This is a genomic window from Flavonifractor plautii ATCC 29863 (genome assembly GCF_000239295.1).
Lineage (GTDB): Bacteria > Bacillota > Clostridia > Oscillospirales > Oscillospiraceae > Flavonifractor > Flavonifractor plautii.
Map to the genome: position 1 here is coordinate 1 of NZ_JH417792.1, position 25,491 is coordinate 25,491.

Consider the following 25,491-nt stretch of genomic DNA (forward strand, 5'->3'; position numbering starts at 1 on the left):
GCGGGAAAAGTGAAAACGCCTTGGAACCCAAAGGATTCCAAGGCGTTTCTGGTAGACTTTTGGTAGACAAAAAGTAAAAACACAAAAGAAAGGTGGACGGAAATGGGCCACTTTTTCGGGGATGCGGAGTGGAGGTGAGGAGGGAAACGCGTGAAGAACGAGCGGGCACGGCTGCTGCGGAGGATGGAGCGGCTGGCAGGTTGCAGAGTAAATGACGCGGTAAAGCTGGCGTTCCTGGACGGAGAACAGCTAGGAGAGATCGACGGGCTGGATCTGGGAGCGCTGAAGGAGTTCAAGCGCAGCGGAAACGGCGCGGTGGAGCTGAAGCTGGTGGATCGGGCGGCCGTGCTGGAGCGGCTGGTGGAGCTGTCCGGCGGCCGGGAGGACGGGGCGGAGGAGTTTTTCCGGGCGCTGCGGGAGAGCGCCGATGCGGTTTAGGGCCTTTTCCCGGCAGCAGAGGCGTGTGCTCACCTGGTGGTGTTCCGCCGAGGGGCAAAGCCGGGAGGCGGTTATTTGCGACGGAGCGGTACGCAGCGGAAAGACCCTGTGCATGGGGCTGGCCTTCTTCCTGTGGGCCACGGCCTGCTTCGACGGCATGGCCTTCGGGCTGTGCGGCAAAACCATCACGGCGCTGCGGCGCAACCTGCTGCGGGAGGTGCTGCCTACGCTGGGGGCGCTGGGGTTCCAGTGGAGGGAGCAGGCATCCCAAAACCGGCTGACGGTACGGCTGGGCGGGAAGGAGAACACCTTCTACCTCTTTGGCGGCAGAGACGAGGGAAGCGCGGCCCTGATTCAGGGCATCACGCTGGCGGGGGTTCTGCTGGATGAGGCGGCCCTCATGCCCCGCTCCTTCGTGGAGCAGGCCTGCGCCCGGTGCTCCGTGCCGGGGAGCCGGATGTGGTTCTCCTGCAACCCGGAGCACCCGGAGCACTGGTTTTACAAGGAGTGGATTTTAAAGGCGGAGGAGCGGCGGGCGCTCTACCTCCACTTCACCATGGAGGATAACCCGGCGCTGACGCCTCAGGTGCGGGAGCGGTACGCGCGCAGCTTCAGCGGCGCCTTCTACCGGCGGTTTGTGTTGGGGGAGTGGGTGGCCGCCCAGGGGCGGGTATACGATTTCTTCGACGAGAGCTGGGCGAGGCCCGTCCCGGTGGGCGGCATGGAGCGGTGGTGCATCTCCTGCGATTACGGTACGGTCAACCCCACGTCCCTGGGGCTGTGGGGGCTGCGGGACGGAGTGTGGTACCGGGTGGCGGAGTCCTACTATGACGCCCGGGCCGAGGGGCGGCAGAGAACCGACGGAGAGCACGCCGACGCCCTGGAGCGGCTGGCGGGGGGACGGCCCATCTGGAAGGTGGTGGCCGACCCGTCGGCGGCCAGCTTTATCGAGACCCTGCGCCGGCGGGGATGGCGGGTGGAAAAGGCCGACAACGACGTGTTGGCCGGTATCCGAACCACCGCCGAACTGCTGCGGCGGGGGAGGCTGGTGATCTGCCAGGGCTGCGCCGACGCCCTCCGGGAGTTTACCCTCTACTGCTGGGATGAGAAGGCCGGGGGCGACCGGGTAAAAAAAGTCCACGACCACGCCATGGACGACATCCGCTATTTTGCCGCCAGTGTTGCGGCGGGAGAGCGGGGGTACGTTGGAGGCCTGTGTGTGGAGCGGGGGCGGTTTTAGCGCGGAGCGCGCCGCGGCAGAGGATGGGAGGAGAGCATGGGTATATTTGCAAGGAAAAGAGAGAATGGGGCCGGGGCGGCGGTGCAGCTCCGGGAGGGGGGACGGCACCCCTTCGGCGTGCTGGACGGGTATGTGCCGCTGAGCCAGGGGGAGATGGAGCTCTACCGGAGCATACGGGAGGCCGTCCCCATTGTGGACGCCGCCCTGCGCAAGCTGGTGCGGCTGGCGGGCGGGGTCAAGGTGTCCTGCCGGGAGAGCGCTGCCCAGGAGGGGCTGGACTGGTTCCTCCAGCATGTGAACACCGGGCGCGGACAGAGGGGTATCCAGTCCTTCCTGGACGGCTATCTGGACTCCATGCTCACCTTCGGCCGGGCGGTGGGGGAGATCGTCCCTGACCGGCGGGGCCGGGAGATCGCGGCGGTGCTGTGCGGCAACCCGGCGGACGTGGAGATTCGGGAGGGGGAGTCGCCGCTGGAGTTTACCCTGTGGGGAAGGAGTGGGGACGGGCAGCTCCGGGAGCTGCCCCGGCAGGAGCTGCTGCTCTTCACCCCCTTTCAGCCGGAGGTGGGCAGCCCCTACGGCGTGAGTCTGCTGCGGTCCATGCCCTTCCTGACCGGAATCCTGCTGAACATCTACCAGGCGATGGGGATGAACTGGGAGCGGATGGGCAACGTGCGCTTCGCGGTGGTCTACAAGCCGGGGGACGCGCCCCTGGAGCAGTCCATGGCCCAGGAGCGCAGCCGCCAGATCGCCCGGGAGTGGTCCGCAGCCATGGAGGCGGGGCGGGACGGCCGGGTGCGCGATTTTGTCGCCGTGGGCGACGTGGACATCAAGGTGATCGGAGCGGACAACCAGGTGCTGGACAGCGAGGTGCCGGTGCGGCAGATTCTGGAACAGCTCGTGGCCCGGACGGGCATACCGCCCTTCCTGTTGGGATTGAGCTGGTCGTCCACCGAGCGGATGAGCACCCAGCAGGCCGACATGATGACCAGCGAGCTCACCGCCATCCGGCGGGGGCTGGAGCCTGTGGTGGAGCGTATCTGCGAGCTGTGGCTGGCCCTCCACGGGTACGACCGGAGGGTGACGGTGGATTGGGAGGACATCAACCTCCAGGATCTGGTCGAGGAGGCCCGCGCGGAGTTGTACCGCGAGCAGGCGGAGGAGCTGCGATTGGCGCGAGAGGGCAAAGAGGGCTGAAGAGTGCCGGCGCGGGCAGAGGAGACCAGATCGGGGTCCCCGGGAAAGTGCGGAGCACTTTTCTGGGGAGAGGAGACGCAGCGGAAGGAGAGAGCCGCGCCGCAAGCGGCGCGGCGAGGGATCTGGAGCGTGTGGCGACGAGGTCGAGGAGGCCCGGGCGGAACTGTACCGTGAGCAGGCGGAGGAGCTGCGATTGGCGCGAGAGGGCAAAGAGGGCTGAAGAGTGTCGGCGCGGGCAGAGGAGACCAGATCGGGGCCACCGGGAAAGAGCGGCGCGTCAGGGATGCCGCGCCCTACGGAGGGAGAGGGGCGGCTCGTCGGGGTATAGGGCGCAGAGTAAGATGAGGGGAGCGATGGGATGAACGTAAACAAGGAGGCGGGCGTGGACTGCGGGCTGGAGGTCAGCCCGGAGGAGCTAAAAGCGATCAACGCCATGAGCAAAAAAAAGCTGCGGCCTGAGGAGGTATACGCCTTCGCGGTGCGGCTGTGCGACAATGAGATCGACCGGGACAACGAGCGGTTCCCGGCCGCTACCCTGGAGGAGCTGGCCCCCCTGTTTGTGGGCAGGAGCGGTCTGTTTGACCACCAGTGGAGCACCCGGAACCAGGCGGCCCGCATCTACCGAACCGAGGTGGTGCGGGAGAGCTGGATGACGGAGGCGGGCGAGCCCTACTGCTATCTGAAGGGCTGCGCCTACCTCCTGCGCACCGAGGGAAACCGGGAGCTGATCGCCGCCATCGAGGGGGGGATCAAGAAGGAGGTCAGCGTGGGCTGCGCGGTGGAGCGGTCGGTGTGCTCCATCTGCGGCGAGGAGTTCCACACCTGCCCCCACGAGAAGGGGGCGGAGTACGGCGGCAGGCGCTGCTGGGCCGAGCTGGTGGGGGCCACCGACGCCTATGAGTGGTCCTTCGTGGCAGTGCCCGCCCAGAGAAACGCGGGGGTGATGAAGCACATGCGGATGGAGCAGGAGGCCGCCCTTGGGCGGAAATACCTGGAGAGCCTGCGCGGGGAGGTGGCCCGCCTGGGCGGCCTGGCCGGGCTGGGGCTGGAGCACGCCGTGCTCCGGGGCATCGCGGACAAGCTGGGCTATGACGAGCTGCTGGCCCTCAAGGGCGCGCTGGAGCGGCAGGCCGAGCGGGTGTTCCCGGTGGAGACCCAGCTGCGGTATGGCGGCGGGCGGGAGAACGACGGAGAGCGGGACGGGGCATTTTTGATCTGAGCGGCCCCATGCGCAGAGAGGACAGAGGAGAAAGGAGAGGCAGCATGAGCAGGATTTCATTTGAGGGAATTGGAGAGGTGGCGGCCACCTTTGCCTGCGGCGAAGGGGTAAAGGCGGGCCAGGTGGTGAAGCTCACCGGGGACGGCACCGTCGGCCCCTGCGGCGACGGCGAGCGCTTTTGCGGCGTGGCCCTGAGCGCCGGGGAGGGCTTCGCGGCGGTACAGCTGGGCGGGCTGATCCGGGTGGCCGCCAGCGGCGGCGCGCTCAGTGAGGGGTGGAACCGGCTGCTGGCCGACGGCTCCGGCGGCGTCCGGCCGGACAGCGCCGAGACGCCCACCGGCGGCGAATATCTGGTGGTGCGGGCGGAGAGCGGCGGCGCCGTCATCCGCCTGTGAGAAAGGGAGGTATGGAAATATGGGATATCGTTTTGACAACCTGAGACTGGAAAAGGGCATGTATAACGAGGCGGGCCGCTCCTTCACCCAGGTGCTGGAGCGGGAGGACCCCTCGGAGCAGTATAAGGGCACGGCGCTGGAGGGGCTGGACGCCTATCAGCGGCAGCTCAAGCGCTTTGACATCAAGGTGAAGGGCGCGGGCAGCGACGCGGTGGAGAAGTTCTTTGCCACCAGCCAGTCCGCCGTCCTCTTCCCCGAGTACATCGCCCGCTCCGTGCGGCAGGGCATGGAGGAGGCCAACCTCCTGCCCCACATCACCGCCGCCGTCACCCGGTTTGACGGCATGGACTACCGCTCCATCGCCTCGGTGCCGGACGACGACCAGAGGGCCCTGCGCTGGGTGGAGGAGGGCGCCGCCATCCCCCAGACCCAGGTGAAAACCCAGGAGAATCTGGTGAAGCTCCACAAGCGGGGGCGGATGCTGGTGGCCTCCTACGAGGCCATCCGCTATCAGAAGCTGGATCTGTTCTCGGTCACCCTGCGGCAGATCGGCGCCCACATCAACCGGATGCACCTGGAGGACGCCATCGAGGTGCTCCTCAACGGCGACGGCAACGACAACCCCGCCGAGGCCTTCACCGTGGGTACCGATCCCATCGGCGGCACCGCGGGCACCCTCACCTACGATGAGCTGGTGGACTTCTGGGGCCAGTTTGAGCCCTATGAGATGAACACCCTCCTGGTCAGCGGCGACATGATGCGCCAGATGCTCAAGCTGGAGGAGTTCCAGAACCCCCTGACCGGCCTCAACTTCCAGGGCACCGGCAGGCTGGACACCCCTTTGGGCGCAGCTCTGCTGCGCACCTCCGCCCTGGGCGGCGGCACCCTCATCGGCCTGGACCGCCGCTACGCCCTGGAGATGGTGCAGGGCTCCGACGTGCTGGTGGAGTACGACAAGCTCATCGACCGACAGCTGGAGCGGGCCGCCATCACCAGCATCTCCGGCTTCGCCAAGCTGTTCACCGGCGCGGCCAAGGTGCTGAAGCTGAAATGACGGAGCAGATTATGGACATGGCCCGCAGCCTGGGGCATGTGGACGGGGGACAGGAGGAGGCGCTGGAGGCCCTGTGCCGTGCGGCTCAGGCGGAGCTGGCCGGGCGGCTGCGGCCGGAGGTGCGGTCGGAGGACTGCGAAGACGCCTTTATCCTGGCCTGCGCCTGGCTGGCCCTGGCGGGGCTGGCCGCCGGGGAGACCGGCGGCGGGCGGTTCACCGCCGGGGAGGTCACCATTCAGGAGGGGGACGGGGCGGCCCGGGCGGCCGCCCTCCGCCTCCAGGCCGAGACGGTGCTGGGCCCCTGGCTGGCCGACCGGGGGTTTGCCTTTCAGGGGGTACCGGGATGACCGGGGCCTGGGGGCGGATTCTGGCGCGGTACGGGCAGAGCGTCACCCTGCGGCGGGGGGAGGAGGAACAGGACTGCCGGGCGTTTCTCCAGCCGGTGCGGGAGCGGCGGGAGGACTGGTACCAGGAGCTGCCCACTCCGCTGGGGACGGCGCGGCGGGATCAGTGGATCTATCTGGGGCCGCCGGAGCTTCCGCTGGAAGAGACGAACGGCCTGTGCGTGGAGTGGAACGGGCTGCGCTTTGCGGTGCGGGCGGCACAGCCCGTCTGCGTGGGGGAGGAGACGCTGTACTGGTGGGCCCTGCTGGCGGTGGAGGACGGAGAGGCGCAGACAGAGCAGACGTGAGGGGGAAAACACTTGGATTTTCAGGCGGTGCGGGAGCAGATGGCGGCGTTCCTGAGACAGCAGGGGGTGGACGCGGTATGCGCCTACCCGGAGGAGCGGCGGCGGCAACGGAGCGGGCCGGTGGCCGCCGTATCCCTGCGGGCCTGTCAGGGCGGGCCGGGCGGCTTTCGGGATTACCTGGGGGAGCGGTACGACGAGAGCAACGGCCGGTGGCAGGAGCTGTACGGCCGGAGGGCGACCCTCACCTTCGGGCTGGACCTCTATGGAGAGAGCGCTGGGGAGCTCCAGACGGCCTACGACCGGATGGCGGAGGCATTTCAGTGGGAGGGACCCGCCGGGCTGGCGCTGCGGGAGCTCTCCTGCGGGGAGACGGAATTTGACCGGGCGGCCGGCCTCTACCGCAGGGCGGTGACGGCGGTGTGTCAGGGATACCTGTACGCCGTAGCCGACGAGGGCGGCACTTTCCTGGACTTTGTTGTGAGAGGAGAGGGACATCTATGAGCGTGACAAACCATGAGCGGCCGGGGGTATACTCCCGGTACGACGCATCCACGGTGGTGAAAGGCCGCGGCGGCGGCCGGTGCGTGGGACTGGCGGCCCTGTGCGGCACAGGAACGGCGGGAACGCTCTACACCTTTAACCGCTATGAGGAGGCGGTGACCGCCTTCGGCGGAGAGGAAACGCTGACGGAGCTGGTGCAGCTGCTGTTCCTCAATGGCGCGGCCCAGGTCAAGGCGGTGCCGGTGGCCGAAGAGGCGGGCTACAAGGCGGCCTTTTCGGTGCTGGAAGCGGCGGAGGACATCGCAGTGGTGGTGTGCGACAGCGGCGAGCTGACCGTGCAGCAGGCCCTGCGGGACAGCGTGAAGGCCGCCTCTGAAGCGCGGCGAGAGCGCATCGCCGTGGTGGGCGGCAAGGCGGGGGAGAATGCCACAGCCCTGGTTCAGCGGGCCGAGGGGCTCAACAGCGAGCGGGTGGTGCTCACCGCCCCGGTGGGAGAAGGCGGCGGCGCGGCGGTGGCCGCGGCAGTGGCGGGAGCCATCGCCGGGGAGAGCGACCCGGCCATTCCCCTGGGCGGCGCGGAGCTGAAAGGCGTGGACGGGCTGGAGGCCCGGTATGGGGATACGGAGATCGACACCCTGGTGCGGGGCGGGGTCACCCCGGTGGAGCAGGCGGCCGGGGTGGTCAGCGTGGTGCGGGGCGTGACCACCCGCACCAAGACCGGAGAGGCGGCGGACGCCACCTGGCGGGAGCTGACCACCATCCGCATCGTGGACGACGTGATCCCCACCGTGCGCGACGCCCTGCGTGCCCGGTTCCGCCGGGCCAAGAACACCGAGCAGAGCCGGGGGGCCATCCGCTCCCAGGTGGTGCTGGAGCTGGAAAACAAGCTGGCGCGGGAGATCATTACCGGATACGGCGAGGTCTCCGTAGAGGCCGATGCGGACAACCCCACGGTGTGTCTGGTGGATTTTTCCTTTACCGTGGCCCATGGGCTCAACCAGATCTGGCTGAGCGCGCATATCACTGTGTGAGAATGGGGGAGGAAGGAACATGAAGGTTGCGGGATTTCCAACCAGCAGCGACATCTATCTGGAGGTGGACGGCAAAAAGGTGGCGGTGGTGCAGAGCTATACCGCCAAGTCCAGCCGTACCAGCCAGACCGTGGAGGCCTTCGGCGAGGACGAGCCGGTGGCCACCATACCGGGCCAACGTACCCACGTCATCGAACTGACCCGGCTGTACGCCACCGATGAGGCCATCCGGGACGGGCTGAACTTCCATGCGCTGGAGGACTTCAGCCTGGTCATCTGCAAGCCGGACCGGAAGATCATCTACTCCGGCTGCCAGTGGAGCTCCATCGGCGAGACCGGCGCGCTGGGGGCCATGGTGGTGGAGAAGATCACCATCGTAGCGGCCAGGCGGATTGAAACGGCGGTGTGATATGCTGGAGAGACGGGAACGGCTGAAGCTGGAGGACGGGAGGGAGCTGCGGCTTCTCTCCGCCCTGGAGGTGCTGGAGGCCCGCCGGGAGGCGGAGGGGCTGGCCCGGGGGGAGGCGGAGGCCGCCCTGTGCGCCAACGCCTGCCTGCTGGCCCGGGCGCTGGAGCGGGGCGGACAGCCGGTGTTCGCGGACGGCGGGGCGGCTCTGGCGGGGCTGAGCGCCCGGGAGATCGGGGCGCTGGCGGGCCGGTGGGCCGCCTTTGACCGGGCGGAAAACCCCTCCCCCGAGGACGGGGAGGAGCGGCTGGAAGGGTTAAAAAAAGCCTGGAGCACGCGCCCTATGAGCGTCTTCGCTGGCGCGTGCTCCAACGCTTTGGCGCGCTTCCGACGGAGGAGCGGGCCAAACAGATGAAGGCGCGGGACTATCTCTGGTGCGCCCTCCACCTGGCGCTGGACCGGGAGGAGGAGCTGGCGCGGCTGTGTCCCGCCTGCCGAAGCGAGGCGGCGGAGGAGCGGTGCCCGGCCTGCGGCGCGCTCCGGACAGAGACGGCGGCGGGGCAGAACGCGGCCTTTGACGAGGCGCGGTTTGAACGGCTGAAACGGGGGGAGAGCGGTTGACGGACTATATCGCGGTATTGCTGGCACAGCAGGAGGAGCAGGAACAGGGCGAGGCCCCGGAGCTGGAGACCGGCCCCCTGACGGTATGGCTGGAGGAGAATACGCGGCCCGCAGAGGCCGCAGCAGCGCGGCGCAGAGTGGAGCAGGACGAGGCCGGCGCGTGTGCCGGACCGGGTGCGGTGATAGGGAACCGATATGTGCCGGAGGCCCCGGTCGGGGACTCCAGCGGACAGCCATCGGACCGGGGAGCGAAGCAGTGGGCAGACGGCCTCCAGACCGCCGGTACGTTGGAGACGGCGGGAAAAATGGGGGAGCGGACGGCTCAACCGGCCCGGCCGGAGCACACCGCAGAATACCGGAGCGGGTCAGGGGTGGCCTGGCTCGACGGTCTGGTGCGCAGGAGCATGGAGCGGGAGTGGAGCGGCGGAACGGAGAGGCGGGTGGTGACGGTGGAGCAGTACGGCGGAGCGGTGGGCGCTCCGGCGGAGGCCGAGGCGCTGGACCGGCTGTTTCGCCGGGACGCCCGGCGGTATGATGGGGGGTTCCGGCTGCTGTGAGATTGGCTTCCATGCGGTACAAGGACTATGTATGGCCCCACAACCCGCGGGTTTACACCATTGAATATAAGCGGACTATGGGGGCGCGAAAGGTGCCCTTCGGGCGCTACCACCTCCAGGATCTGGGCCCCGCCCAGCGGGTCATGCGGGGCGAGGGGGAATTCGTGGGCGAAGGGGCCTACGGGGAGTTTAAGAAGCTGGCTACCGTATTCTACGCCGGGGGACCGGGGCTGCTGGTTCACCCGGTTTGGCAGACCTCCAACGCCTACTTTGTGGAGCTCTCACTCCGGCAGGAGCCCAGGGCGGACTATGTGGGGTATTCCTTTGCTTTCTGGGAGGGATACGACGGACACAGCACCGGCGTACAGGTGACCGGGGGCGGAGGAGAACCGGAGACAGGCCCGGCCGCCGGTACGGCGGGGGAGCGGCGGCACACGGTGCGCCAGGGGGAGACCCTGTGGGGGATCGCCCGGGATTACGGACTCAGCCTGACCGAGCTCATCGCCCTCAATCCCCAGATTAAAAATCCAAACCTGATTCTGGCAGGGGAGGAGGTGCGCCTGGCGTGATGCGGGGAGAACTGCTGTGCTGGGATGGGCGGCGCATCCGCCTGCCCGACGCGGTGGAGTGGCAGTTTCAATACGGCTGCGGCACGCCCTGCGACAGCTTTCAGCTCACCTGCCTGTGGGAGCCGGACAGCGGGAACGACCTGACCGAGGCGGTGAGCTTTACGGCGGAGGAGAACGGGGAACGGCTCTTCACCGGCGTGGTGGACGAGTGCGAGCGGGGCTGGGACACCGCGGGGGGCACCCTTACCGTGGCGGGCCGGGGAATGGCCGCCCGCCTGCTGGACAACGAGGCGCTGGGGGCAGACTACCAGGTGGCCACTGTTGAGGATATCCTGCGGGACCACGTGGCCCCCTACGGCATTGAGATCGTGCGGGGGGCGGAGCTGCCGCCGGTGCCGGGCTTCTCGGTGGACGCGGGGAGCAGCGAGTGGCAGGTGGTCTATGAATTCTGCCGCTATTACGGGGGAATTGCCCCCCGGTTTGACCGGCTGGGGCGGCTGGTACTGGCCCCCTGGGAGGAGGGGCGGCGGCTGGTGCTGGGGGCGGACGCGGCGGTGACGAGCTTCCGCCTGCGGGAGCAGCGCTACGGGGTGCTCTCCGAGGTGCTGGTGCGGGACCGCACCACAGAGGAGGTTCAGCGGGTGGCGGACGAGGACTTCCTGCGCCGGGGCGGCCGGTGCCGCCGTGTGCTCACCATGCCGGGAAAGAGCAGCTATCAGGCCATGCGCTATTCAGGGGCGTATCAACTGGCCCGCGCCCGGGAAGAGCTGCGGCAGGCAGAGTTGGAGCTGCCGGAGGCCTTTGCCGCGTGGCCGGGGGAACTGGTGGAGCTCAACCTGGCCAAGGGGACGGGACGGGGCCTCTGGCGGGTACGGGAGAGCGTATGCGGCCTGACGGCGGCGGGAACCTACACCCGGCTGACGCTGGGGGAGCCATAGCGGAGGAGTGGTTTTATGTGGATTTCGGAGCAGGGGCGGAGAAGGACAGAGCCGGACGGAACAGCACTGGTGGGCCGGGTCACCTTGCCCGGCGACCCGGCCGGGGTGTATCTGGCCGGAGAGCGGCGGGAGCTGCCCGTGTTTGGCCCGGGCGGCTATGTGTGGCGGCCGGAGGAGGGCGAGCAGGTGCTGGTGCTCAAGACCGGTCAGGCGGGAGAGGCCCCCTGTGTGGCCGGCCAGGCCTGCGGGCAGGACTGGAACCTGGCGGCGGGCGAGGTGCTCATCTACAGCGGTTCGGCCTCCATTCGCATCGGCGGCGGGGGTATCCGGCTGACCGGAGATGTGCTGGTCAACGGCAAGCCGGTGCTTACAGGGGAGGGCTGAGCGTGGAACTAATGGTGCGGAACGGCGACTACGTCAGCGACGGCGCGGGTGGCTTCCTGCGGGCGGAAGGGACGGACGAGCTGCTGCAGCGGGTGTTGTGGAAGCTGTCCATCCCGCGGGGGAGCTTTCCGCTGCTGCCTGCGCTGGGCAGTGAGCTCCACCGGCTCGGCCGGGCCAAGCCCGCTGAGCGGGCCGGACTGGCCCGGCAGTATGTGGCCCAGGCACTTTCCGATGAGGCGGAGCTGTCGGTGGCCGGGGTGGAGCTGTCAGCAGAGGGAGAACTGACGGTCGAGCTGGACTGGCGGGGCGAGGCGCTCCGCCTGATACTTGGGACGGGAGGCGTATGACGGGATGACGGTGGAGGAGCTCTACGGGCAGATGGTGGACACCTTTCAGCGGGAGACAGGGATGGCGCTGGCCGGGGACGGAGACATGGCGGTGCGACTTTACGCCGTGGCGGCCCAGCTCTACGCCCTGTATGTGCAGGCCGACTGGGTGGGGCGGCAGTGCTTCCCCCAGACGGCCCAGGGGGACTACCTGGACAAGCATGCTCAACTGCGGGGGCTGGAGCGCCGGGCGGCCACAGCGGCGGTCGGGGTGCTCTCCTTTGAGACGGACCATCCGCCGGAGGCCGATCTGAGCATCCCGGAGGGGACGGTATGCATGACGGCGGCCCAGGTGCGCTTTGAGACCACCGAGGCGGGCGTTTTAAAGGCGGGGCAGACCCCGCCCAGGTGCGGGCCAGAGCGGTGGAGCCGGGCGCGGGGGGAAATGCGGCGGTCGGGACGGTGCGGGCCATGGCGGTGGCGCCGGGGGGGGTGAGCCGGTGCACCAATCCTGAGGCCTTTTCCGGAGGACTGGATGCCGAGGGGGACGAGAGCCTGCGGGAGCGGGTGCTGGAGACCTTTCGGCGGATGCCCAACGGGGCCAACGCCGCCTTTTACCAGCAGGAGGCCCTCTCCTTTCCGGAGGTGGCGGCGGCTACCGTGGTGGCGCGGCCCCGGGGCGTGGGGACGGTGGACGTGTTTCTTGCCACGGCGGCGGGGCTGCCCGACAGCGGGCTGCTGGAACAGGTGGCGGCCCATCTGGAGGAACGCCGCGAAATCGCCGTGGATGTTCAGGTGAAGGCGCCGGAGGTAAGGACGGTGGATGTGTCAGTTCAGGTGGCGGCCCGGCCGGGGGCGGACTTTAACACCGTCCGGCAGGCGGTGGAGTCCGCCGTGCGAGGCTGGTTTGACGGGCGGCTCTTGGGGCAGAGTGTCCTGCGGGCCCAGCTGGGGGCGCTGATCTTCGGGGTGGAGGGCGTGGAGAACTACGCCCTCACCGCCCCGGCGGCCGATGTGGCGGCAGCGGTGGACGAGCTGCCACAACTGGGCACACTGACGGTAGCGGCACTGGAGGGGACGGCATGAGCTACGGGGCATACCTCAGGGAGCTGCTCCGGCCCCTGCGTATCTATGGGCTGGAGGGCACCGCCAATGGCGGTGAGCTGGAGGCCCAGGGGAAGGCGCTGGATGGGGTAGAGGCCGCCATGGAGGAGGTACAGCGGGAGATGCTGATCTGCACCGCAGAGGGACGGGGGCTGGAGGCCGTCGAGGCACTGCTGGCCCGAAAGCCGGTAGCTGCCAGCCTGGAGCGGCGGCGGGCGGCGCTGGCCGCCCTGCTGCGCATCGGCGGGGACAGCTTTACCTTGACGGCGATCAACGATAATCTAAAAGGCTGCGGTCTCAACGCCGTGGCCAGCGAGACGGAAACGCCCGGCGTTGTGGAGGTGCGGTTCCCCGATGTACCAGGCATCCCGGACGGGTTTGAATCAATGAGGGCCATCCTGGAAGATATTCTGCCCTGCCATCTGGACATACGGTATGTCTACTGGTACATCACCTGGGCCCTCATGGAGGATCGCTTTGCCACCTGGGGAGACATTGAGAAGCTGGGGCCCACCTGGGAGGAGCTGGAGAAGATGGTGCGGGACTAGCCTGCCTGTCGCATAAAAATGCCTGGAACCATATGGTTCCAGGCATTTTTTGCTTAAAAGGGAGCTCACCAGTGCTCCAGAAGATAGGGAATAGCCGGGACAGGGCGGTCAAAAAAACGGGCGAGGGCTTGCTCCAGCTCCTCCGGGGAGAGGGTGCCCTGGGGCTCCGGCCTGCCGTCCGCGCCCCACGCCAGCAGGCCGATGCCGGCGGCCCAGTAGAGGGAGTCGTCCGCCCAGGGAGAGATCCCCTCAAAGTCGTTACAGGCGGCCACTCCGCTGGGCAGAAAGGTGTCCCGCCCCAGGTGGACGGCGTAGCGGCGGAGCAGGACGGCGGCCTCCTCGCGGGTGATGGGGCGGTCAGGGACAAAAAGTGTGCCGCCGGTGCCCCGCACGATCCCAAGATCATAGGCCCAGGCTACAGCCGTGGCACCGGGGGAGTTGGGATTCACATCGGAGAAAGGGCCGTTGGCATCGTAGGGGACAGCACCCGAGCAGGTCCACAGGGCGGCCACAAACTGGGCGCGGGTGACCGGGGACTGGGCCGCTGCCGCCGCAGGGAGCAGCAGGGTGAGGAGCAGGAGTGCAGGAATGAGCTGTCTCATGGCATATCCTCCTTTGGGTATAGCATACCATATACTGGAAGAATATGCCGTCGAATTGAGGTCAGATGATATCGTGTTCGTCAACCATGGTACGCTCCACCGTATAGAGCACCTGCCCCTGGCCGTCCAGGGCCTGAGCGGTGTAGAGCGTGTAAGTTGGAAGCCGCTCCGGGGCACACCAGAGAAACAGCCCGCCGCTGTCGGGAGAGACCTCCGCCGTATGGGTCCCCCCATCGCCGGTGCAGGTGATGCGGACGGACTCAATGGCCGGGTCGGAGCAGAGGCCAAAAAAGAGATCATAATGGATGCCGCAGACGGAGAGGGGGGCGTCCTCCACCGGGGCGGCGATCAGTCCCCTGGCATAGGGCCGCCAGGTGTGCCCGAGGAAAAAGGGCTGGCGCTCCAGGGAGCAGACGGCGTACCAGCGGTCATAGCGGAGGGCGTAGATCGCCTCCTCCGGGTACCACTGGGCGGCGTCCACCGGGCCGAAGTGGAAGCGGCTCTGGAGCCGCTCCAGGGCCGCCTGGTGGGTGAAGCAGGGGCGGAGGACGAGCAGCAGGGCCAGGGGGAGCAGCAGCAGGAGCACCACATTGCGGCGCAGGCGGCCCCTGGGCGTGAGCCGCAGGCGGGAGAGCGGGCGTTTCACGACTGTACACCCTCCTTCAGAAGTGGAATTTCTACCCGGAAGGTGTGGCCGAACACGTTCCCCTCGAGCCACAAGTGCTCCGCATCTTCGGGGGGAAGCTGGGGCAGGATGATCCAGCGGTTGACTCCGGAGTGAAGGGAGGTGGCGGGGATGCACTCCCAGCCAGTATCGGCGACAAAGCGGTAGAACACATTGCCCGGCACGTTTTCCACAAAGTGCATCTTCAGGCGGGGGCTGCCGTTATCAGGCAACCAGCCGTCGGCCGGGTCGCAAGTTAGGTAGATCTCATAGGCGAACGGTTGCCCGGTCGAGCTCATGACACCGATGGTGTGGAAGTGGAGCCGCAGGCCGTCCACCTCTGCCCACTCGTCTATAGCCAGCGGGTATTCGTATCGCTCCTGGTAGTGCGCCCGGGTATCCTCAGGAGCAGCACGCCGGGCAAGAACGGTTTTTGCGGAATCCAGCGACCAGAGGGCTAGGGCAAGGATGCAGACGACCAGAAGAAAGACCAATATTATGTTGGTGGCCGCCACAGAGAGGCACAGCAGAGGCGGGTGAGCGCGGTCGAGCTGGCGGCCTAGTTCCTCCGGCTCACCCATGGCGGTCACGGCCTGGGCGGCGGCCTCCTCGGAAGACAGGCCCCGCGCCTCCAGAGCAGCAGCGTGATCCTCCAGATGGGCGGTCAGCTCGGCAGAGACCGGCCCCCATGCCGCCTTCCAGCGGAGCATCTGACACACTTTCTGACAGAAGTCCTCAAATTGGAGATTTGCCATGGAATCACCTCATTCCATTGGGGAGAAGTCATAGTTCGCCCAAAGGCTCGGCACGGGGGACTCATACACCAGATTTCCGGCCGTATCATAACCCCGGAGGCGGATGGATTGAAAGGGATCGTCCACCGGCACCCAGGCCGAACCGTCACAGGGAAAGAGAAAGCAGTGTTCCACCGCCTCCCGCCGGAGGGTACGCAGCTGCTGCGGGGACGAGCTGGTTTCTGAGAAGCCCGCCACGTAGTCCAGCTCCATGGTCACAATCTGCGGATCGCTGGAGAGCACACAGAGGAAGCTGTGAGCTATCCCGGCGTCCTCGAACAGAAGGGTTATGGGGAGCGCGTCGTCCGGCTGAACTGCGTTGAACCGGACGGGCTCCCAGAAGGGCCCCGCCCGCCGCAGGGTTCCCACGGCGTACCAGCCGTCCCACCGGAGGACGGCATAGGCGGTATCACGGTCTTCCGGGGGAGACGACCAGGCGACAACGCGGCCGCCCTCAAAAAAGTTTGCCTTTTGAAGCGCCCAGAGGGCCTGACTCCGGGTGAAGTAGGGGAAGCCCCAGGCCAAAAGCAACACCAGCGGGCACAGCAGCAGGAGGCAAACGTCCCGCAGGATGCGCTTTTTCCGCAGGGCGGGGGTGGGCAGGTTAGCCATGGGCTTTCTCCTCTCTCAGCGGAATGGTGAGGCGCGCTTCGACGGCGCCGAAGGGGTCGAGCAACAGGGTAATGGTCTCCGCCTTCAGATCGACCTGGCAGATAGAGAGCTCATAGTAGCGCACAGGGAGGGGGGAGGCGCCCGGAAGCGGCCCTCCGTGCAGGTAACGCCCGGTGAGAAACGGGCGGTTCTGGAACTGCGGATATTCGTTGCCCCGGTCATCCTCCGCGCGGAGCAGCGCCCCGGCGTTGGGGGGCGGAAGCCAGGGGTTGCGCCAGGAGACCCGGAGCAGACAGTCCAGCCGGAGGCCGGTATGGGTGTCCAGCAGAATCACGCGCTCCACGGAGAAGCGGTAGTCCGCCCCCTGGTACACCGCCTGGGGCTCCAGCTCTCCCGCCACCTGGGGAAAGCTCCTGTGCGTCTGAAGCCACTCCGCCTCCGCCTGGGAGGGGAGGCGGAGGGAGGAGGTGCTGTGCAGCAGAGAATAAGCTGCCGTCAGGATGGACAAAAGCAGGAGCGTCCAGACCGCCGCCCGGAACCAGATCTGGAACCACCCCAGGAAGGGGCTGTGGCTCTTGTCCAGCTCTTTTCCGATTTCCTCCGGATCGCCCATGGCGTCCACGGCCTGCTGGACGGCTACGTCGGAGGGAAAGCCCCGCGCCTCCAGGGCGGCGGCGTGATCCTCCAGATGGGCGGTGAGCTCCGCCGTGATGGCGGCGTGATCGGGGGAGAAGCGGACGTGCGCGCACACCCTGGAGCAGAAGCGGTCGACATGGTCGCGGTTCACGGAGTCACCACCTTCAAATGGGAGTCGAGGATCGGGTATTCCAACCAGCGGGCGGGATAGGGAGACTCGTAGAGCAGCTTTCCGTCCGCGTCATAGTACCGGACGCGGAAAACGGTGGAAGGCGTCTCATAAAAGAGGCGGGAATAGGCGTCCTCCAGAGAGAAGTAAAAGCACGAATCCTCCAGCGGCTCCTGACGGGCCATCTCCACGTGAACGTAAACTACGGTGTCGATGATGGCGGATTTCACCAGATAGTCCAGTTCCACCGCGGCGATGTCCGGGTCGCTGGATACCACTACCAGCTCCGGACTGGTGCCGCCGAACGTGGGGGAAGCCAGAATGGCCAGGGGGGCCTCGCCGTCCGGACAGGCCGCAGTCAGCGCGCCGGGGCGCCAGAACAGGCCGTCCCCCTCCACACTGCACCAGGCGAACCAGTCCCCGTCGCGGACGATGTAGTACCGTAACGGGGGCATGCCCTCCTGCTGGGGGCTGAACCGGGCAATGACCTCCCCGGGGCCGAAGGCGTACCGCTCTTGGGTGGCGGCCAGAGCGCCCCGGGCAGTGAGAAAGGGAACGTCCAGCACCAGCAGCAACGCCGCCAGCAGGAGCGGCAGAAGGACGGCGCACACGGCCGTCCGGCGCTTCCGGCGGGCGGGGGTAGTGGGGCGCCTAGCCATAGAGACCGCCTCCTTCCAGAGGGATGGTCAGCCACAGCACATCCTCTCCATAGCGGTCAAAATGGAGGGTGATCTCGGTGGCCGCCGGGTCAATGTTGGATACTCCCATGTCGTAGTAAGTGGCGAAGGGATAGGCGGCGGAATAGTTCCCGGAGGACATGCCCATATACACGCGGAACGCGCCCTGGTCGCTCAAAGCCTGCTGTTCCTCCATGGAATAATAGTGGTTGCCCAGGTCGTCCTCCGCCCAGATCCCCTCCCGGAGTTGGGGCTCCTGCCGCCAGGGGTTGGGGTGGGCGATCCTCAGCAGATAGGACACCTTCTGGCCTCCCTCCCACTGCTCCACCACTGCACGGGGGATGGAGAAGGCGTAGCCCCGCCACGTCCACGTCCCGTCCGGCGCGAAGTCGGCGGTCACATGCTCCCTGTCCGGCGGGCCCCAGCTGCGGAGCCGCTGGATGTCAGCGGCCTGATTGTGTACGCGCTCCGCCTGGGGCAGAGCCAGCACCAGCACCAAGGCCGCCAGAATACACACCGCCCGCACGAACCAGATCTGGAGCCACCCCAAGAGGGGATTGTGGATGGAGTCCAGCCAGCGGCCCAGCTCTTCCGGATTCCCCATGGCCTCCACCGCCCGGCGCTCCGCCTCCCACAGCGTCATGTCCGGGTGTATCTCCAGAATGGCGTCTTTATGGTCCTCCAAGTGAGCGGTGAGCTCCGCCGTGATGGCCTCGTGGTCCGGCCGGAAGCGGACGTACATGCATACGTGGTCGCAGAACTGGCTGATGGTGCGGTGGGGGGCCGCCGCCGGGGCGCTCATGCCAGAGCCGGACTGGTTCCGGCCAGAATGGCGTTGACGGTATGGGTAAATTCCACCCACTCCTCCTTCTTTTCGTCCAGCAGGCGCAGGCCCTTGCGGGTGATGCGGTAGTATTTCCGCATCCGGCCCGTGGGGGCCTCTTTTTCGTAGGACTTCACCGCTCCGTCCTTCTCCAGTGTGTGGAGGATGGGGTAGAGGGTGCCCTCCTTGAGCGTAAAGGTGTGGTCGCTCCGCGCCTCCAGCTCGGCGATCATCTCATAGCCATATTTGTCCCCGGAGGAGAGCAGGGAGAGTACCAGAAGGGTGGTGGAGCCGGAGAGCAGGTTCTTGTCCGCCTTTTTCATGGGAAGCCTCCTTATACGCAAAATACCTCGGCGATCTAGGTGTATTTTACCTAGATCGCCGAGGTATGTCAAGGGGGGTCAGCGCACTTGATTGCGGAGCGTGCGGCCCTCCACATAGCGCCGCAGGTTGTCCAGGAAAATAGCCTTGATGCGCTCCAGCGTGGCCTCCATGTGGTTATAGCCCCCGGCGGTGTGGGGGGTGAGGAGGAGGCTGGGGGCCTCCCAGAGGGGGTGTCCCGGGGGCAGAGGTTCCGGATCGGTAACGTCCAGTCCCGCGCCCAGCAGGCGGCCGGAGCACAGCACCTCCGCCAGGGCGGTGCAGTCCACGGCGCTCCCACGGCCCGCGTTGAGCAGTACCGCGCCGGGCCTCATGGCCAGCAGCCGGGTCTTGCTTATCAGGCCCGCAGTCTCAGGGGTGTGGGGGAGGGCCAGGGCCACCACATCGGCCTGGGGGAGAAGGCCATCCAGCGCACCCAGACCGTAAATCTCGTCAAAGCCCTCTGCCGGGCAGCCCGCGCTCCGGCGCAGCCCAATAACCCGCTGTGCCCCCAGAGCGCGGACCAGCCGGGCAAAGTGGCGGCCGATATCGCCGGCACCGGCCACCAGCACGGTTTTGCCCGCTAGGGAGCCAACGGGTCCAAGATCCGCCCAGATATGGGCCCTCTGCTGGTCACAGTAGGCGGGCAGGCGCTTATAGATGGCCAGGAGCATGGCCAGCATGTGTTCAGACACGGCTGGGCCGTAGGCTCCCACGGCGGAGGTGAGGCGCACGCCCTCCGGCAGAACGCCGGGGACCAGATAGGGGTCCACCCCGGCGTTCCAGCTCTGCACCCATTTCAGGTTGGGAAAGGTCTTGAGCTGTTCGGGGGGGACATAGCCCAGCAGAATGGTGGTGCGCTCCCGCCACTCCTGGGGGATGCTGCTGGCTCCCCCGCGGTCATTGGTGGGGAGAAAGAGATGCTCAGACTCCGGCGCGGCGGCCTGAAAGGCCGCCTTCTGTGCGCCGGTGAGGGGGAGCAGGTGGAGAATGGTTTCCATGGTTTGGGCCTCCTTGAAAAAGCGGTTGCAGGCGGTGGAAAAGGGGCCGGTCGTCAGACCGGCCCCCTGCGCTTACTTTATGGTGATGAGCAGCTCGCCGGCTTTGACAGAGCCGCCCTCTTTGATGAGCACCTGCTCCACGGTACCTGCCATGCGGGCCACCACGTTCGTCTCCATCTTCATGGCCTCAATGACGGCCAGCACCTGGTTCTCCTCCACCGCGTCTCCGAGCTTGACGCAGATCTTGGACACCATGCCGGGGATGGAGGCCCCCGCCTGGCTCTTGTCGGAGGGATCGGCCAGCGTAACGTGCTTCACCTGTGCCTCGGCGTTCTTGTCGGGCACCGCCACCTCGCGGCGCATGCCGTTGAGCTCGAAGTGGACGTTGCGGGTGCCGTCCTCGTTGAGATCGCCCAGCCCCAGGTATTTGATGACCAGGGTCTTGCCGTCCTCGATGTTGATCTTGTTGGTCTCGCCCAGGGCCATGCCGTTGAAGAACACATGGCTGCCCATGCGCATGATGTAGCCGTACTCCTGCCGGTGGCGGAAGAACTCCTCCACCACCTTGGGGTAGAGGCACCAGGAGATGATGTTCTGCTCCGACGCGCCGGGGTAGAACTTCTCCACCTCCCGCCGGGCGGCGGCGAAGTCGACGGGCTCCAGCAGCTCACCGGGGCGGCAGGTGATGGGCTCCTCACCCTTGAGCACCACCTTCTGCAAGTCCTCGGGGAAGCCCCAGGCGGGCTGGCCCATCATGCCCTTGAAGTAGCTCACCACGCTGTCGGGGAAGGTGAGGGCCTCTCCGCGCTCCACAATGTTCTCGGGGGTCAGCTCGTTCTGCACCATGAAGATGGCCAGATCACCCACCATCTTGGAGGAGGGCGTCACCTTCACAATGTCGCCCAGCATGTGGTTGACCTTGACGTACATCTCCTTGACGTCCTCGAACTGGTGGCCCAGGCCCAGGCTCTCCACCTGGCTCTTGAGGTTGGTGTACTGGCCGCCAGGCATCTCGTAGCGGTAGATATCGGTGGAGGGGTTCTTGATGCCCGCCTCAAACTGGCTGTAGCGCAGGCGCACGTCCGCCCAGTAGTCGGAGAGGGTCTGGAGCTTTTCGGGGTCGAGTCCGGTGTCCCGCTCCTGGCCCTGGAGGGCGGTGACCACCGCGTTCAGGGAGGGCTGGCTGGTGGTGGAGGACATGGAGTCGATGGCGCAGTCCACAATATCCACCCCTGCCTCGGCGGCCATCAGATAGGCGGCCACCTGGTTGCCCGAGGTGTCGTGGGTGTGCAGGTGGATGGGTAGGCCCACCTCGTTTTTCAGGGCAGTGACCAGCTTCTTGGCCGCGTAGGGCTTGAGGAGGCCGGACATGTCCTTGATGCACAGCAGATGGGCGCCCCGCTTCTCCAGCTCCTTGGCCATGTCCACGTAGTATTTGAGGGTATATTTATCCCGCTTGGGGTCGAGAATGTCACCGGTGTAGCACAGGGTGGCCTCGCACAGCTTGCCCTGCTGGAGCACCTCGTCTATGGCTATCTCCATGCCGGGAATCCAGTTCAGGGAGTCGAAGATACGGAATACGTCGATGCCGCTCCGGGCGGACTCCCGGATAAAGGCCCGGATGAGGTTGTCGGGGTAGTTGGTGTAGCCTACGGCGTTGGCCCCCCGCAGGAGCATCTGGAAGGGGATGTTGGGGATCTTCTCCCGCAGCAGGCGCAGCCGCTCCCAGGGGGACTCATGGAGGAAGCGGTAGGCCACGTCGAAGGTGGCGCCGCCCCACATCTCCAGGGAGAAGCAGTCGTTGAGGATCTCTGCCGTGCCCTCGGCGGCCTTGAGCATGTCGCGGGTGCGCACCCGGGTGGAGAGAAGGGACTGGTGGGCGTCCCGCATGGTGGTGTCGGTGATGAGCAGCTTCTTCTGTCCCAGCACCCAGTCCCGCACCGCCTCTGGCCCTTTCTCGTCCAAAAGCTGCTTGAGGCCGGTGCACTTGGGCGGGGTGTGCTCGTAGGGCGGGAAGCGGGGAATGTCGAACTGGGCCCGCTCGGCGGAGGGGTTATCGACCTGTATCTGGGCGATGTACTTGAGCAGCTTGGTGGCACGGTCGCGGCCCACGTCGATGTCGAAGAGCTCGGGAGTCTCGTCAATGAACTTGGTGTGGCACGCCCCGGCCCGGAAGGTGGGGTGGGCCAGAATGTTGGTGACGAAGGGAATGTTGGTCTTGACGCCGCGGACATGCTCCTCGCTGATGGCCCGCATGGCCTTGCGGCACACCCCCTCGAAGGTGTTGTCCCAGGAGGTGACCTTGACCAGCAGGGAGTCGTAGTAGGGGGAGATCTCCGCGCCGGTGAAGGCGTTGCCGCCGTCCAGACGGACGCCGAAGCCGCCGCCGGAGCGGTAGGCGGTGATTTTGCCGGTGTCGGGGGCGAAGTTGTTGGCGGGGTCCTCGGTGGTCACCCGGCACTGGAGGGCGTAGCCGTTCATGTGCACCGCGTCCTGGCTGGGGATGCCGATCTCCGGGGTGGACAGGGGGTGGCCCTCGGCAATGAGAATCTGGGCCCGTACCAGGTCTACGCCAGTGACCATCTCGGTGACGGTGTGCTCCACCTGGATGCGGGGGTTCATCTCGATAAAGTAGTGGTTGCCGCTCTTGTCCACCAGGAACTCCACCGTGCCGGCGGAGACGTAGCCCACATGCCTTGCCACCTTGACGGCGTCCTCGTACAGCTTCTGACGGGTGGCCTCCGGTACGGAGAAGGCGGGGGCGAACTCCACCACCTTCTGGTAGCGGCGCTGGAGGGAGCAGTCCCGCTCGAACAGGTGAACCACATTGCCGTGCTTGTCGCCCAGAATCTGCACCTCAATGTGCTTGGGCTCCACCAGGTACTTCTCGATGAAGATGTCCTCGTTGCCGAAGGCCTTCTTGGCCTCGCTCTTCACCAGGTTGAAGGCGGGGATGACCTCCTCCGGCTTGTCGCAGCGGCGCATGCCGCGGCCGCCGCCGCCGCCGGCCGCCTTGAGGATGATGGGGAAGCCGTATTCGACAGCCTTTGCAAGGGCCTCCTCCCCGTCCTTCAGGGGACGGTCGGAACCGGGGATGGTGGGCACGCCGCAGGCGTGGGCGATGGCCTTGGCGGTCAGCTTGTCGCCCATCTGGGCCAGAATGGTGGAGGAGGGGCCGATGAAGGTGATGCCCGCCTCCTCGCAGGCCCGGGCGAAGTCGGCGTTCTCGCTCAAAAAGCCGTAGCCGGGGTGGATGGCGTCCACGTTGCGGCGGCGGGCCAGATCGATGATGGAGGGGATATCCAGATAGGCGCCCAGGGGGGACTTGTTCTCACCGATGAGATAGGCCTCGTCCGCCTTGGTGCGGAAGAGGGAAAAGGTATCCTCGTTGGAGTACATGGCCACCGTGTGCAGGCCCAGATCGTAGCAGGCCCGGAACACGCGGATGGCGATCTCGCCCCGGTTAGCCACCAGGACCTTGTTAAATTTGCATTCCGCCATGCTGTCCTTCCTTCCTGAATCAAATGAGTCCGATCGCGTCAAACAGACACCGTTCGGCTGCGGCGGCTCTCCGGCCGCCATGACCCCGCCGCCGGGGCGTGCGGGGAAATGCGATGTTAAGACTGATTATAGCAGTAAGGCGGATTTTTTGCAAGCGATTTTGTGTGTGGTTGCAAAACTTGGCGACACGCACAGGAAATTCAACCGGCCGGTTTTGCATTTGGCGGTTTCACCGTCGGGGGGAAGGGGCCTTGCCACTGTCTGGGAAATATGCTACACTAAGACCTCACAGAGGAGAGGAGGGAGCATCCATGGCGCTGCGGCTTGGCGACGGGGTGGAGCGGCTGCCCGGCATCGGGCCGGCCCGGGCCAGGAGCCTGGAGAAGCTGGGGCTGGCCACGGTGGAGGATCTGCTGCGCTACTTTCCCCGGGACTATGAGGATCGCCGCCGGTTTTCCACCGTGGCGGCGGCCCCGGTGGACACTCCGGTGTGCCTGGAGCTGCTGGTGGCGGAGCCACCCCACCTCTCCCGCATCCGCAAGGGGCTGGAGCTGGTGAAGGCCCGCCTGGTGGACGACACCGGCAGCGTCACCGCCACCTTCTTTAACCAGTCCTATATGAAGGACGCCCTGCGCACCGGCGAGACGTACGTCGTCTACGGCCGGGTGGAGGGCCCGCCGGGGCGGCGTCAGATGACCAACCCGGTGTGTGAGCGGGCGGACAGGGCCCGCTTCACCGGCCGTATCCTGCCCATCTATCCCCTGACCCGGGGGATCTCCAACAACCTGCTGGCGGGGCTGACCCTCCGCTGCGTGGAGGAGTGCGCCGGGCAGATGGAGGAGACGCTTCCCGCCGGACTGCGGCGGGAGCACGCCCTGGCCGCCGCCGAGTTTGCCTGCCGGAACATCCACTTCCCCCGGGACGAGGAGGCCCTGGAGCTGGCCCGGCGGCGGCTGATCTTCGAGGAGCTGTTCTGCCTGGCCTGCGGCATGGCCCTGCTGCGCACCCGGCGCACCTGTGCGGAGGGCGTCCCCTTTTCCACACCGCCGGTGGAGGAATTCCTGGCGCTGCTCCCCTTCTCCCTCACGGCCGCCCAGCGGCGGGCCATGGAGGAGGTGGCGGTCGACACCGCCTCCGGCGCGCCCATGAACCGGCTGGTGCAGGGCGATGTGGGCTCGGGCAAGACCATGGTGGCGGCCTACGGGGCGTGGCTGGCGGCGAAGAACGGCGGCCAGTGCGCCCTGATGGCCCCCACGGAGCTGCTGGCCGAGCAGCACTTCCGCTCCCTGGCCCCGCTGCTGGGGCGGGCAGGGGTGCGGGTGGGCCTGCTCACCGGCTCGGTGAAGGGGAAGTCCCGGAAGGAGCTCTACGCCGCCCTGGCGGCGGGGGAGGTGGATCTGGTGGTCGGCACCCACGCCCTGCTGAGCGAGGGGGTGGTGTTTTCCGACCTGGCCCTGGCCATCACCGACGAGCAGCACCGCTTCGGGGTGGCCCAGCGCGCGGCCCTGGCCGCCAAGGCCGGGCGGACGCCCCACGTGCTGGTCATGTCCGCCACCCCCATCCCCCGCACCCTGGCCCTCATCATCTATGGGGATCTGGAGGTGTCGGTGATCGACGAGCTACCCCCCGGCCGCACGCCGGTGGAGACCTATGTGGTGGGGGAGGACAAGCGGCAGCGGATGTATCGCTTCGTGCGGAAGCTGGTGGGCCAGGGGCGGCAGGCCTATCTGGTCTGCCCCGCCGTGGAGGAGGGGGAGGAGTCCCCGGGAGAACCCGGCGGGGAGGGCCTCAAGGCGGCCGTCCCCTATGCTGAACACCTCAAAAGCGAGGTGTTCCCCGACCTGCGGGTGGGGCTGGTGCACGGAAAGATGAAGGCCAGGGACAAGGACGCGGCGATGACCGCCTTCGCGGCGGGGGAGCTGGACGTGCTGGTGTCCACCACCGTCATCGAGGTGGGGGTGGACGTGCCCAACGCGGCGCTGATGGTGGTGGAGAACGCCGACCGCTTCGGCCTGAGCCAGCTCCACCAGCTCCGGGGCCGGGTGGGCCGGGGAAAGCACCAGTCCTACTGTGTGCTGATGACCAGCACCCACAGCGCCGAGAGCCGGGAGCGGCTGCGGGTGCTGGCGAAAACCGCCGACGGCTTCCGCATCGCGGAGGAGGACTTGAAGCTGCGCGGCCCCGGCGACTTTTTCGGCCAGCGGCAGCACGGCCTGCCCCAGCTTGGCATCGCCGATCTGGCGGCGGACATGCGGGTGCTCAAGGAGGCCCAGCAGGCCGCCCAGAAGCTGCTGGAGGCCGATCCCGGCCTATCCCGGCGGGAGCACGCACCGCTGCTGGGCCGGGTGCGCCGCCTGTTTGCCCAGCACGGTGACATGTTCAACTGAGCGCCCCGCCAGGGGGCGGAGAATCACATGAAAAGGAGTAAGACGT

The 25,491-nt window shown here is 67.0% G+C and carries 30 protein-coding genes and 1 pseudogene; 21 read left to right on the forward strand and 10 right to left on the reverse strand.

Features of this window, described 5'->3' with window-relative positions; all coding sequences use genetic code 11:
- Positions 1-150 precede the first annotated feature (150 nt).
- From HMPREF0372_RS10600 to HMPREF0372_RS10700, 20 genes and pseudogenes are all read left to right on the forward strand, one after another.
- A complete protein-coding gene (locus HMPREF0372_RS10600; RefSeq protein WP_007492087.1) occupies positions 151-438 on the forward strand; it encodes a hypothetical protein in 288 nt (95 codons plus the stop codon).
- On the forward strand, positions 428-1,678 hold the full coding sequence (locus tag HMPREF0372_RS10605; protein ID WP_007492088.1) for a PBSX family phage terminase large subunit: 1,251 nt from the start codon (positions 428-430) through the stop codon (positions 1,676-1,678). Before HMPREF0372_RS10600 ends, HMPREF0372_RS10605 begins: the two co-directional genes overlap by 11 nt.
- Before the next feature lie 36 nt (positions 1,679-1,714).
- Positions 1,715-2,875 carry a phage portal family protein gene (locus HMPREF0372_RS10610; protein ID WP_007492089.1) on the forward strand — a complete coding sequence of 387 codons (1,161 nt, stop codon included), beginning with the start codon at positions 1,715-1,717 and terminating at the stop codon, positions 2,873-2,875.
- 358 nt (positions 2,876-3,233) lie between these two features.
- Positions 3,234-4,094, forward strand: a complete 861-nt coding sequence (locus tag HMPREF0372_RS10615; protein WP_007492090.1) for a hypothetical protein — start codon at positions 3,234-3,236, stop codon at positions 4,092-4,094.
- 44 nt (positions 4,095-4,138) lie between these two features.
- Positions 4,139-4,489 carry a hypothetical protein gene (locus HMPREF0372_RS10620; RefSeq protein ID WP_009258878.1) on the forward strand — a complete coding sequence of 117 codons (351 nt, stop codon included), beginning with the start codon at positions 4,139-4,141 and terminating at the stop codon, positions 4,487-4,489.
- Positions 4,490-4,508: 19 nt separating this feature from the next.
- Positions 4,509-5,543, forward strand: a complete 1,035-nt coding sequence (locus HMPREF0372_RS10625) for a phage major capsid protein (RefSeq protein WP_007492092.1) — start codon at positions 4,509-4,511, stop codon at positions 5,541-5,543.
- On the forward strand, positions 5,540-5,890 hold the full coding sequence (locus tag HMPREF0372_RS10630; RefSeq protein ID WP_007492093.1) for a hypothetical protein: 351 nt from the start codon (positions 5,540-5,542) through the stop codon (positions 5,888-5,890). The genes HMPREF0372_RS10625 and HMPREF0372_RS10630 overlap by 4 nt, the downstream gene beginning before the upstream one ends.
- Positions 5,887-6,234 carry a hypothetical protein gene (locus tag HMPREF0372_RS10635; RefSeq protein WP_007492094.1) on the forward strand — a complete coding sequence of 116 codons (348 nt, stop codon included), beginning with the start codon at positions 5,887-5,889 and terminating at the stop codon, positions 6,232-6,234. The genes HMPREF0372_RS10630 and HMPREF0372_RS10635 overlap by 4 nt, the downstream gene beginning before the upstream one ends.
- Positions 6,235-6,246: 12 nt before the next feature.
- The gene (locus HMPREF0372_RS10640; protein ID WP_007492095.1) at positions 6,247-6,735 is read left to right on the forward strand and encodes a hypothetical protein; all 489 of its coding nucleotides are present in this window, start codon (positions 6,247-6,249) and stop codon (positions 6,733-6,735) included.
- Positions 6,732-7,766 carry a phage tail sheath C-terminal domain-containing protein gene (locus HMPREF0372_RS10645; protein WP_007492096.1) on the forward strand — a complete coding sequence of 345 codons (1,035 nt, stop codon included), beginning with the start codon at positions 6,732-6,734 and terminating at the stop codon, positions 7,764-7,766. The genes HMPREF0372_RS10640 and HMPREF0372_RS10645 overlap by 4 nt, the downstream gene beginning before the upstream one ends.
- 19 nt (positions 7,767-7,785) lie before the next feature.
- Positions 7,786-8,175 (forward strand): hypothetical protein, encoded by a 390-nt coding sequence (locus HMPREF0372_RS10650; protein WP_007492097.1) that lies wholly within the window; start codon positions 7,786-7,788, stop codon positions 8,173-8,175.
- 1 nt (position 8,176) lies between these two features.
- Positions 8,177-8,587, forward strand: a complete 411-nt coding sequence (locus HMPREF0372_RS10655) for a hypothetical protein (protein WP_007492098.1) — start codon at positions 8,177-8,179, stop codon at positions 8,585-8,587.
- On the forward strand, positions 8,584-8,793 hold the full coding sequence (locus HMPREF0372_RS10660) for a hypothetical protein (protein ID WP_007492099.1): 210 nt from the start codon (positions 8,584-8,586) through the stop codon (positions 8,791-8,793). Before HMPREF0372_RS10655 ends, HMPREF0372_RS10660 begins: the two co-directional genes overlap by 4 nt.
- The gene (locus HMPREF0372_RS10665; RefSeq protein WP_007492100.1) at positions 8,790-9,350 is read left to right on the forward strand and encodes a hypothetical protein; all 561 of its coding nucleotides are present in this window, start codon (positions 8,790-8,792) and stop codon (positions 9,348-9,350) included. The genes HMPREF0372_RS10660 and HMPREF0372_RS10665 overlap by 4 nt, the downstream gene beginning before the upstream one ends.
- An 11-nt stretch (positions 9,351-9,361) precedes the next feature.
- The gene (locus tag HMPREF0372_RS10670) at positions 9,362-9,919 is read left to right on the forward strand and encodes a LysM peptidoglycan-binding domain-containing protein (RefSeq protein WP_007492102.1); all 558 of its coding nucleotides are present in this window, start codon (positions 9,362-9,364) and stop codon (positions 9,917-9,919) included.
- A complete protein-coding gene (locus tag HMPREF0372_RS10675) occupies positions 9,919-10,857 on the forward strand; it encodes a hypothetical protein (protein ID WP_007492107.1) in 939 nt (312 codons plus the stop codon). The genes HMPREF0372_RS10670 and HMPREF0372_RS10675 overlap by 1 nt, the downstream gene beginning before the upstream one ends.
- 15 nt (positions 10,858-10,872) lie before the next feature.
- Positions 10,873-11,241 (forward strand): hypothetical protein, encoded by a 369-nt coding sequence (locus HMPREF0372_RS10680; protein ID WP_007492108.1) that lies wholly within the window; start codon positions 10,873-10,875, stop codon positions 11,239-11,241.
- 11 nt (positions 11,242-11,252) lie between these two features.
- Positions 11,253-11,588, forward strand: a complete 336-nt coding sequence (locus HMPREF0372_RS10685) for a hypothetical protein (RefSeq protein WP_007492110.1) — start codon at positions 11,253-11,255, stop codon at positions 11,586-11,588.
- A gap of 85 nt (positions 11,589-11,673) precedes the next feature.
- Positions 11,674-12,653 (forward strand): annotated as a pseudogene (locus HMPREF0372_RS10695) (baseplate J/gp47 family protein).
- The gene (locus tag HMPREF0372_RS10700; protein ID WP_007492113.1) at positions 12,650-13,219 is read left to right on the forward strand and encodes a DUF2313 domain-containing protein; all 570 of its coding nucleotides are present in this window, start codon (positions 12,650-12,652) and stop codon (positions 13,217-13,219) included. The pseudogene HMPREF0372_RS10695 and the gene HMPREF0372_RS10700 overlap by 4 nt, the downstream one beginning before the upstream one ends.
- A gap of 65 nt (positions 13,220-13,284) precedes the next feature.
- Here HMPREF0372_RS10700 and HMPREF0372_RS10705 read toward each other — a convergent pair whose 3' ends face one another.
- The 10 genes from HMPREF0372_RS10705 to HMPREF0372_RS10750 all read right to left on the reverse strand — a co-directional run bounded on the left by HMPREF0372_RS10705 (position 13,285) and on the right by HMPREF0372_RS10750 (position 23,058).
- Positions 13,285-13,821, reverse strand: coding sequence for an S-layer homology domain-containing protein (locus HMPREF0372_RS10705; RefSeq protein WP_007492115.1), 537 nt, complete (start codon positions 13,819-13,821; stop codon positions 13,285-13,287).
- 61 nt (positions 13,822-13,882) lie between these two features.
- Entirely contained in the window at positions 13,883-14,467 is a 585-nt protein-coding gene (locus HMPREF0372_RS10710; protein WP_007492116.1) for a DUF5044 domain-containing protein, read from the reverse strand.
- Complete coding sequence (locus HMPREF0372_RS20110; protein ID WP_007492118.1) at positions 14,464-15,240, reverse strand: permease prefix domain 1-containing protein; 777 nt, start codon at positions 15,238-15,240, stop codon at positions 14,464-14,466. The genes HMPREF0372_RS10710 and HMPREF0372_RS20110 overlap by 4 nt, the downstream gene beginning before the upstream one ends.
- A gap of 9 nt (positions 15,241-15,249) precedes the next feature.
- Positions 15,250-15,891 carry a DUF5044 domain-containing protein gene (locus tag HMPREF0372_RS10720; RefSeq protein WP_007492120.1) on the reverse strand — a complete coding sequence of 214 codons (642 nt, stop codon included), beginning with the start codon at positions 15,889-15,891 and terminating at the stop codon, positions 15,250-15,252.
- Positions 15,884-16,678 (reverse strand): permease prefix domain 1-containing protein, encoded by a 795-nt coding sequence (locus HMPREF0372_RS10725; protein ID WP_007492122.1) that lies wholly within the window; start codon positions 16,676-16,678, stop codon positions 15,884-15,886. The genes HMPREF0372_RS10720 and HMPREF0372_RS10725 overlap by 8 nt, the downstream gene beginning before the upstream one ends.
- Entirely contained in the window at positions 16,675-17,355 is a 681-nt protein-coding gene (locus HMPREF0372_RS10730) for a DUF5044 domain-containing protein (RefSeq protein ID WP_007492125.1), read from the reverse strand. Before HMPREF0372_RS10730 ends, HMPREF0372_RS10725 begins: the two co-directional genes overlap by 4 nt.
- Positions 17,348-18,235, reverse strand: coding sequence for a hypothetical protein (locus HMPREF0372_RS10735; protein ID WP_230979277.1), 888 nt, complete (start codon positions 18,233-18,235; stop codon positions 17,348-17,350). Before HMPREF0372_RS10735 ends, HMPREF0372_RS10730 begins: the two co-directional genes overlap by 8 nt.
- Positions 18,172-18,519: a PadR family transcriptional regulator gene (locus tag HMPREF0372_RS10740; RefSeq protein ID WP_007492128.1), complete on the reverse strand. Its 348-nt coding sequence runs from the start codon at positions 18,517-18,519 to the stop codon at positions 18,172-18,174. Before HMPREF0372_RS10740 ends, HMPREF0372_RS10735 begins: the two co-directional genes overlap by 64 nt.
- 78 nt (positions 18,520-18,597) lie before the next feature.
- Positions 18,598-19,557, reverse strand: coding sequence for a D-2-hydroxyacid dehydrogenase (locus HMPREF0372_RS10745; RefSeq protein ID WP_007492130.1), 960 nt, complete (start codon positions 19,555-19,557; stop codon positions 18,598-18,600).
- A gap of 72 nt (positions 19,558-19,629) precedes the next feature.
- Complete coding sequence (locus tag HMPREF0372_RS10750) at positions 19,630-23,058, reverse strand: pyruvate carboxylase (protein ID WP_007492132.1); 3,429 nt, start codon at positions 23,056-23,058, stop codon at positions 19,630-19,632.
- A 311-nt stretch (positions 23,059-23,369) separates the two neighbouring features.
- Here HMPREF0372_RS10750 and recG point away from each other — a divergent pair, with 311 nt between their 5' ends.
- Complete coding sequence (recG, locus tag HMPREF0372_RS10755) at positions 23,370-25,445, forward strand: ATP-dependent DNA helicase RecG (RefSeq protein ID WP_007492136.1); 2,076 nt, start codon at positions 23,370-23,372, stop codon at positions 25,443-25,445.
- The last annotated feature ends 46 nt before the right edge of the window (positions 25,446-25,491 follow it).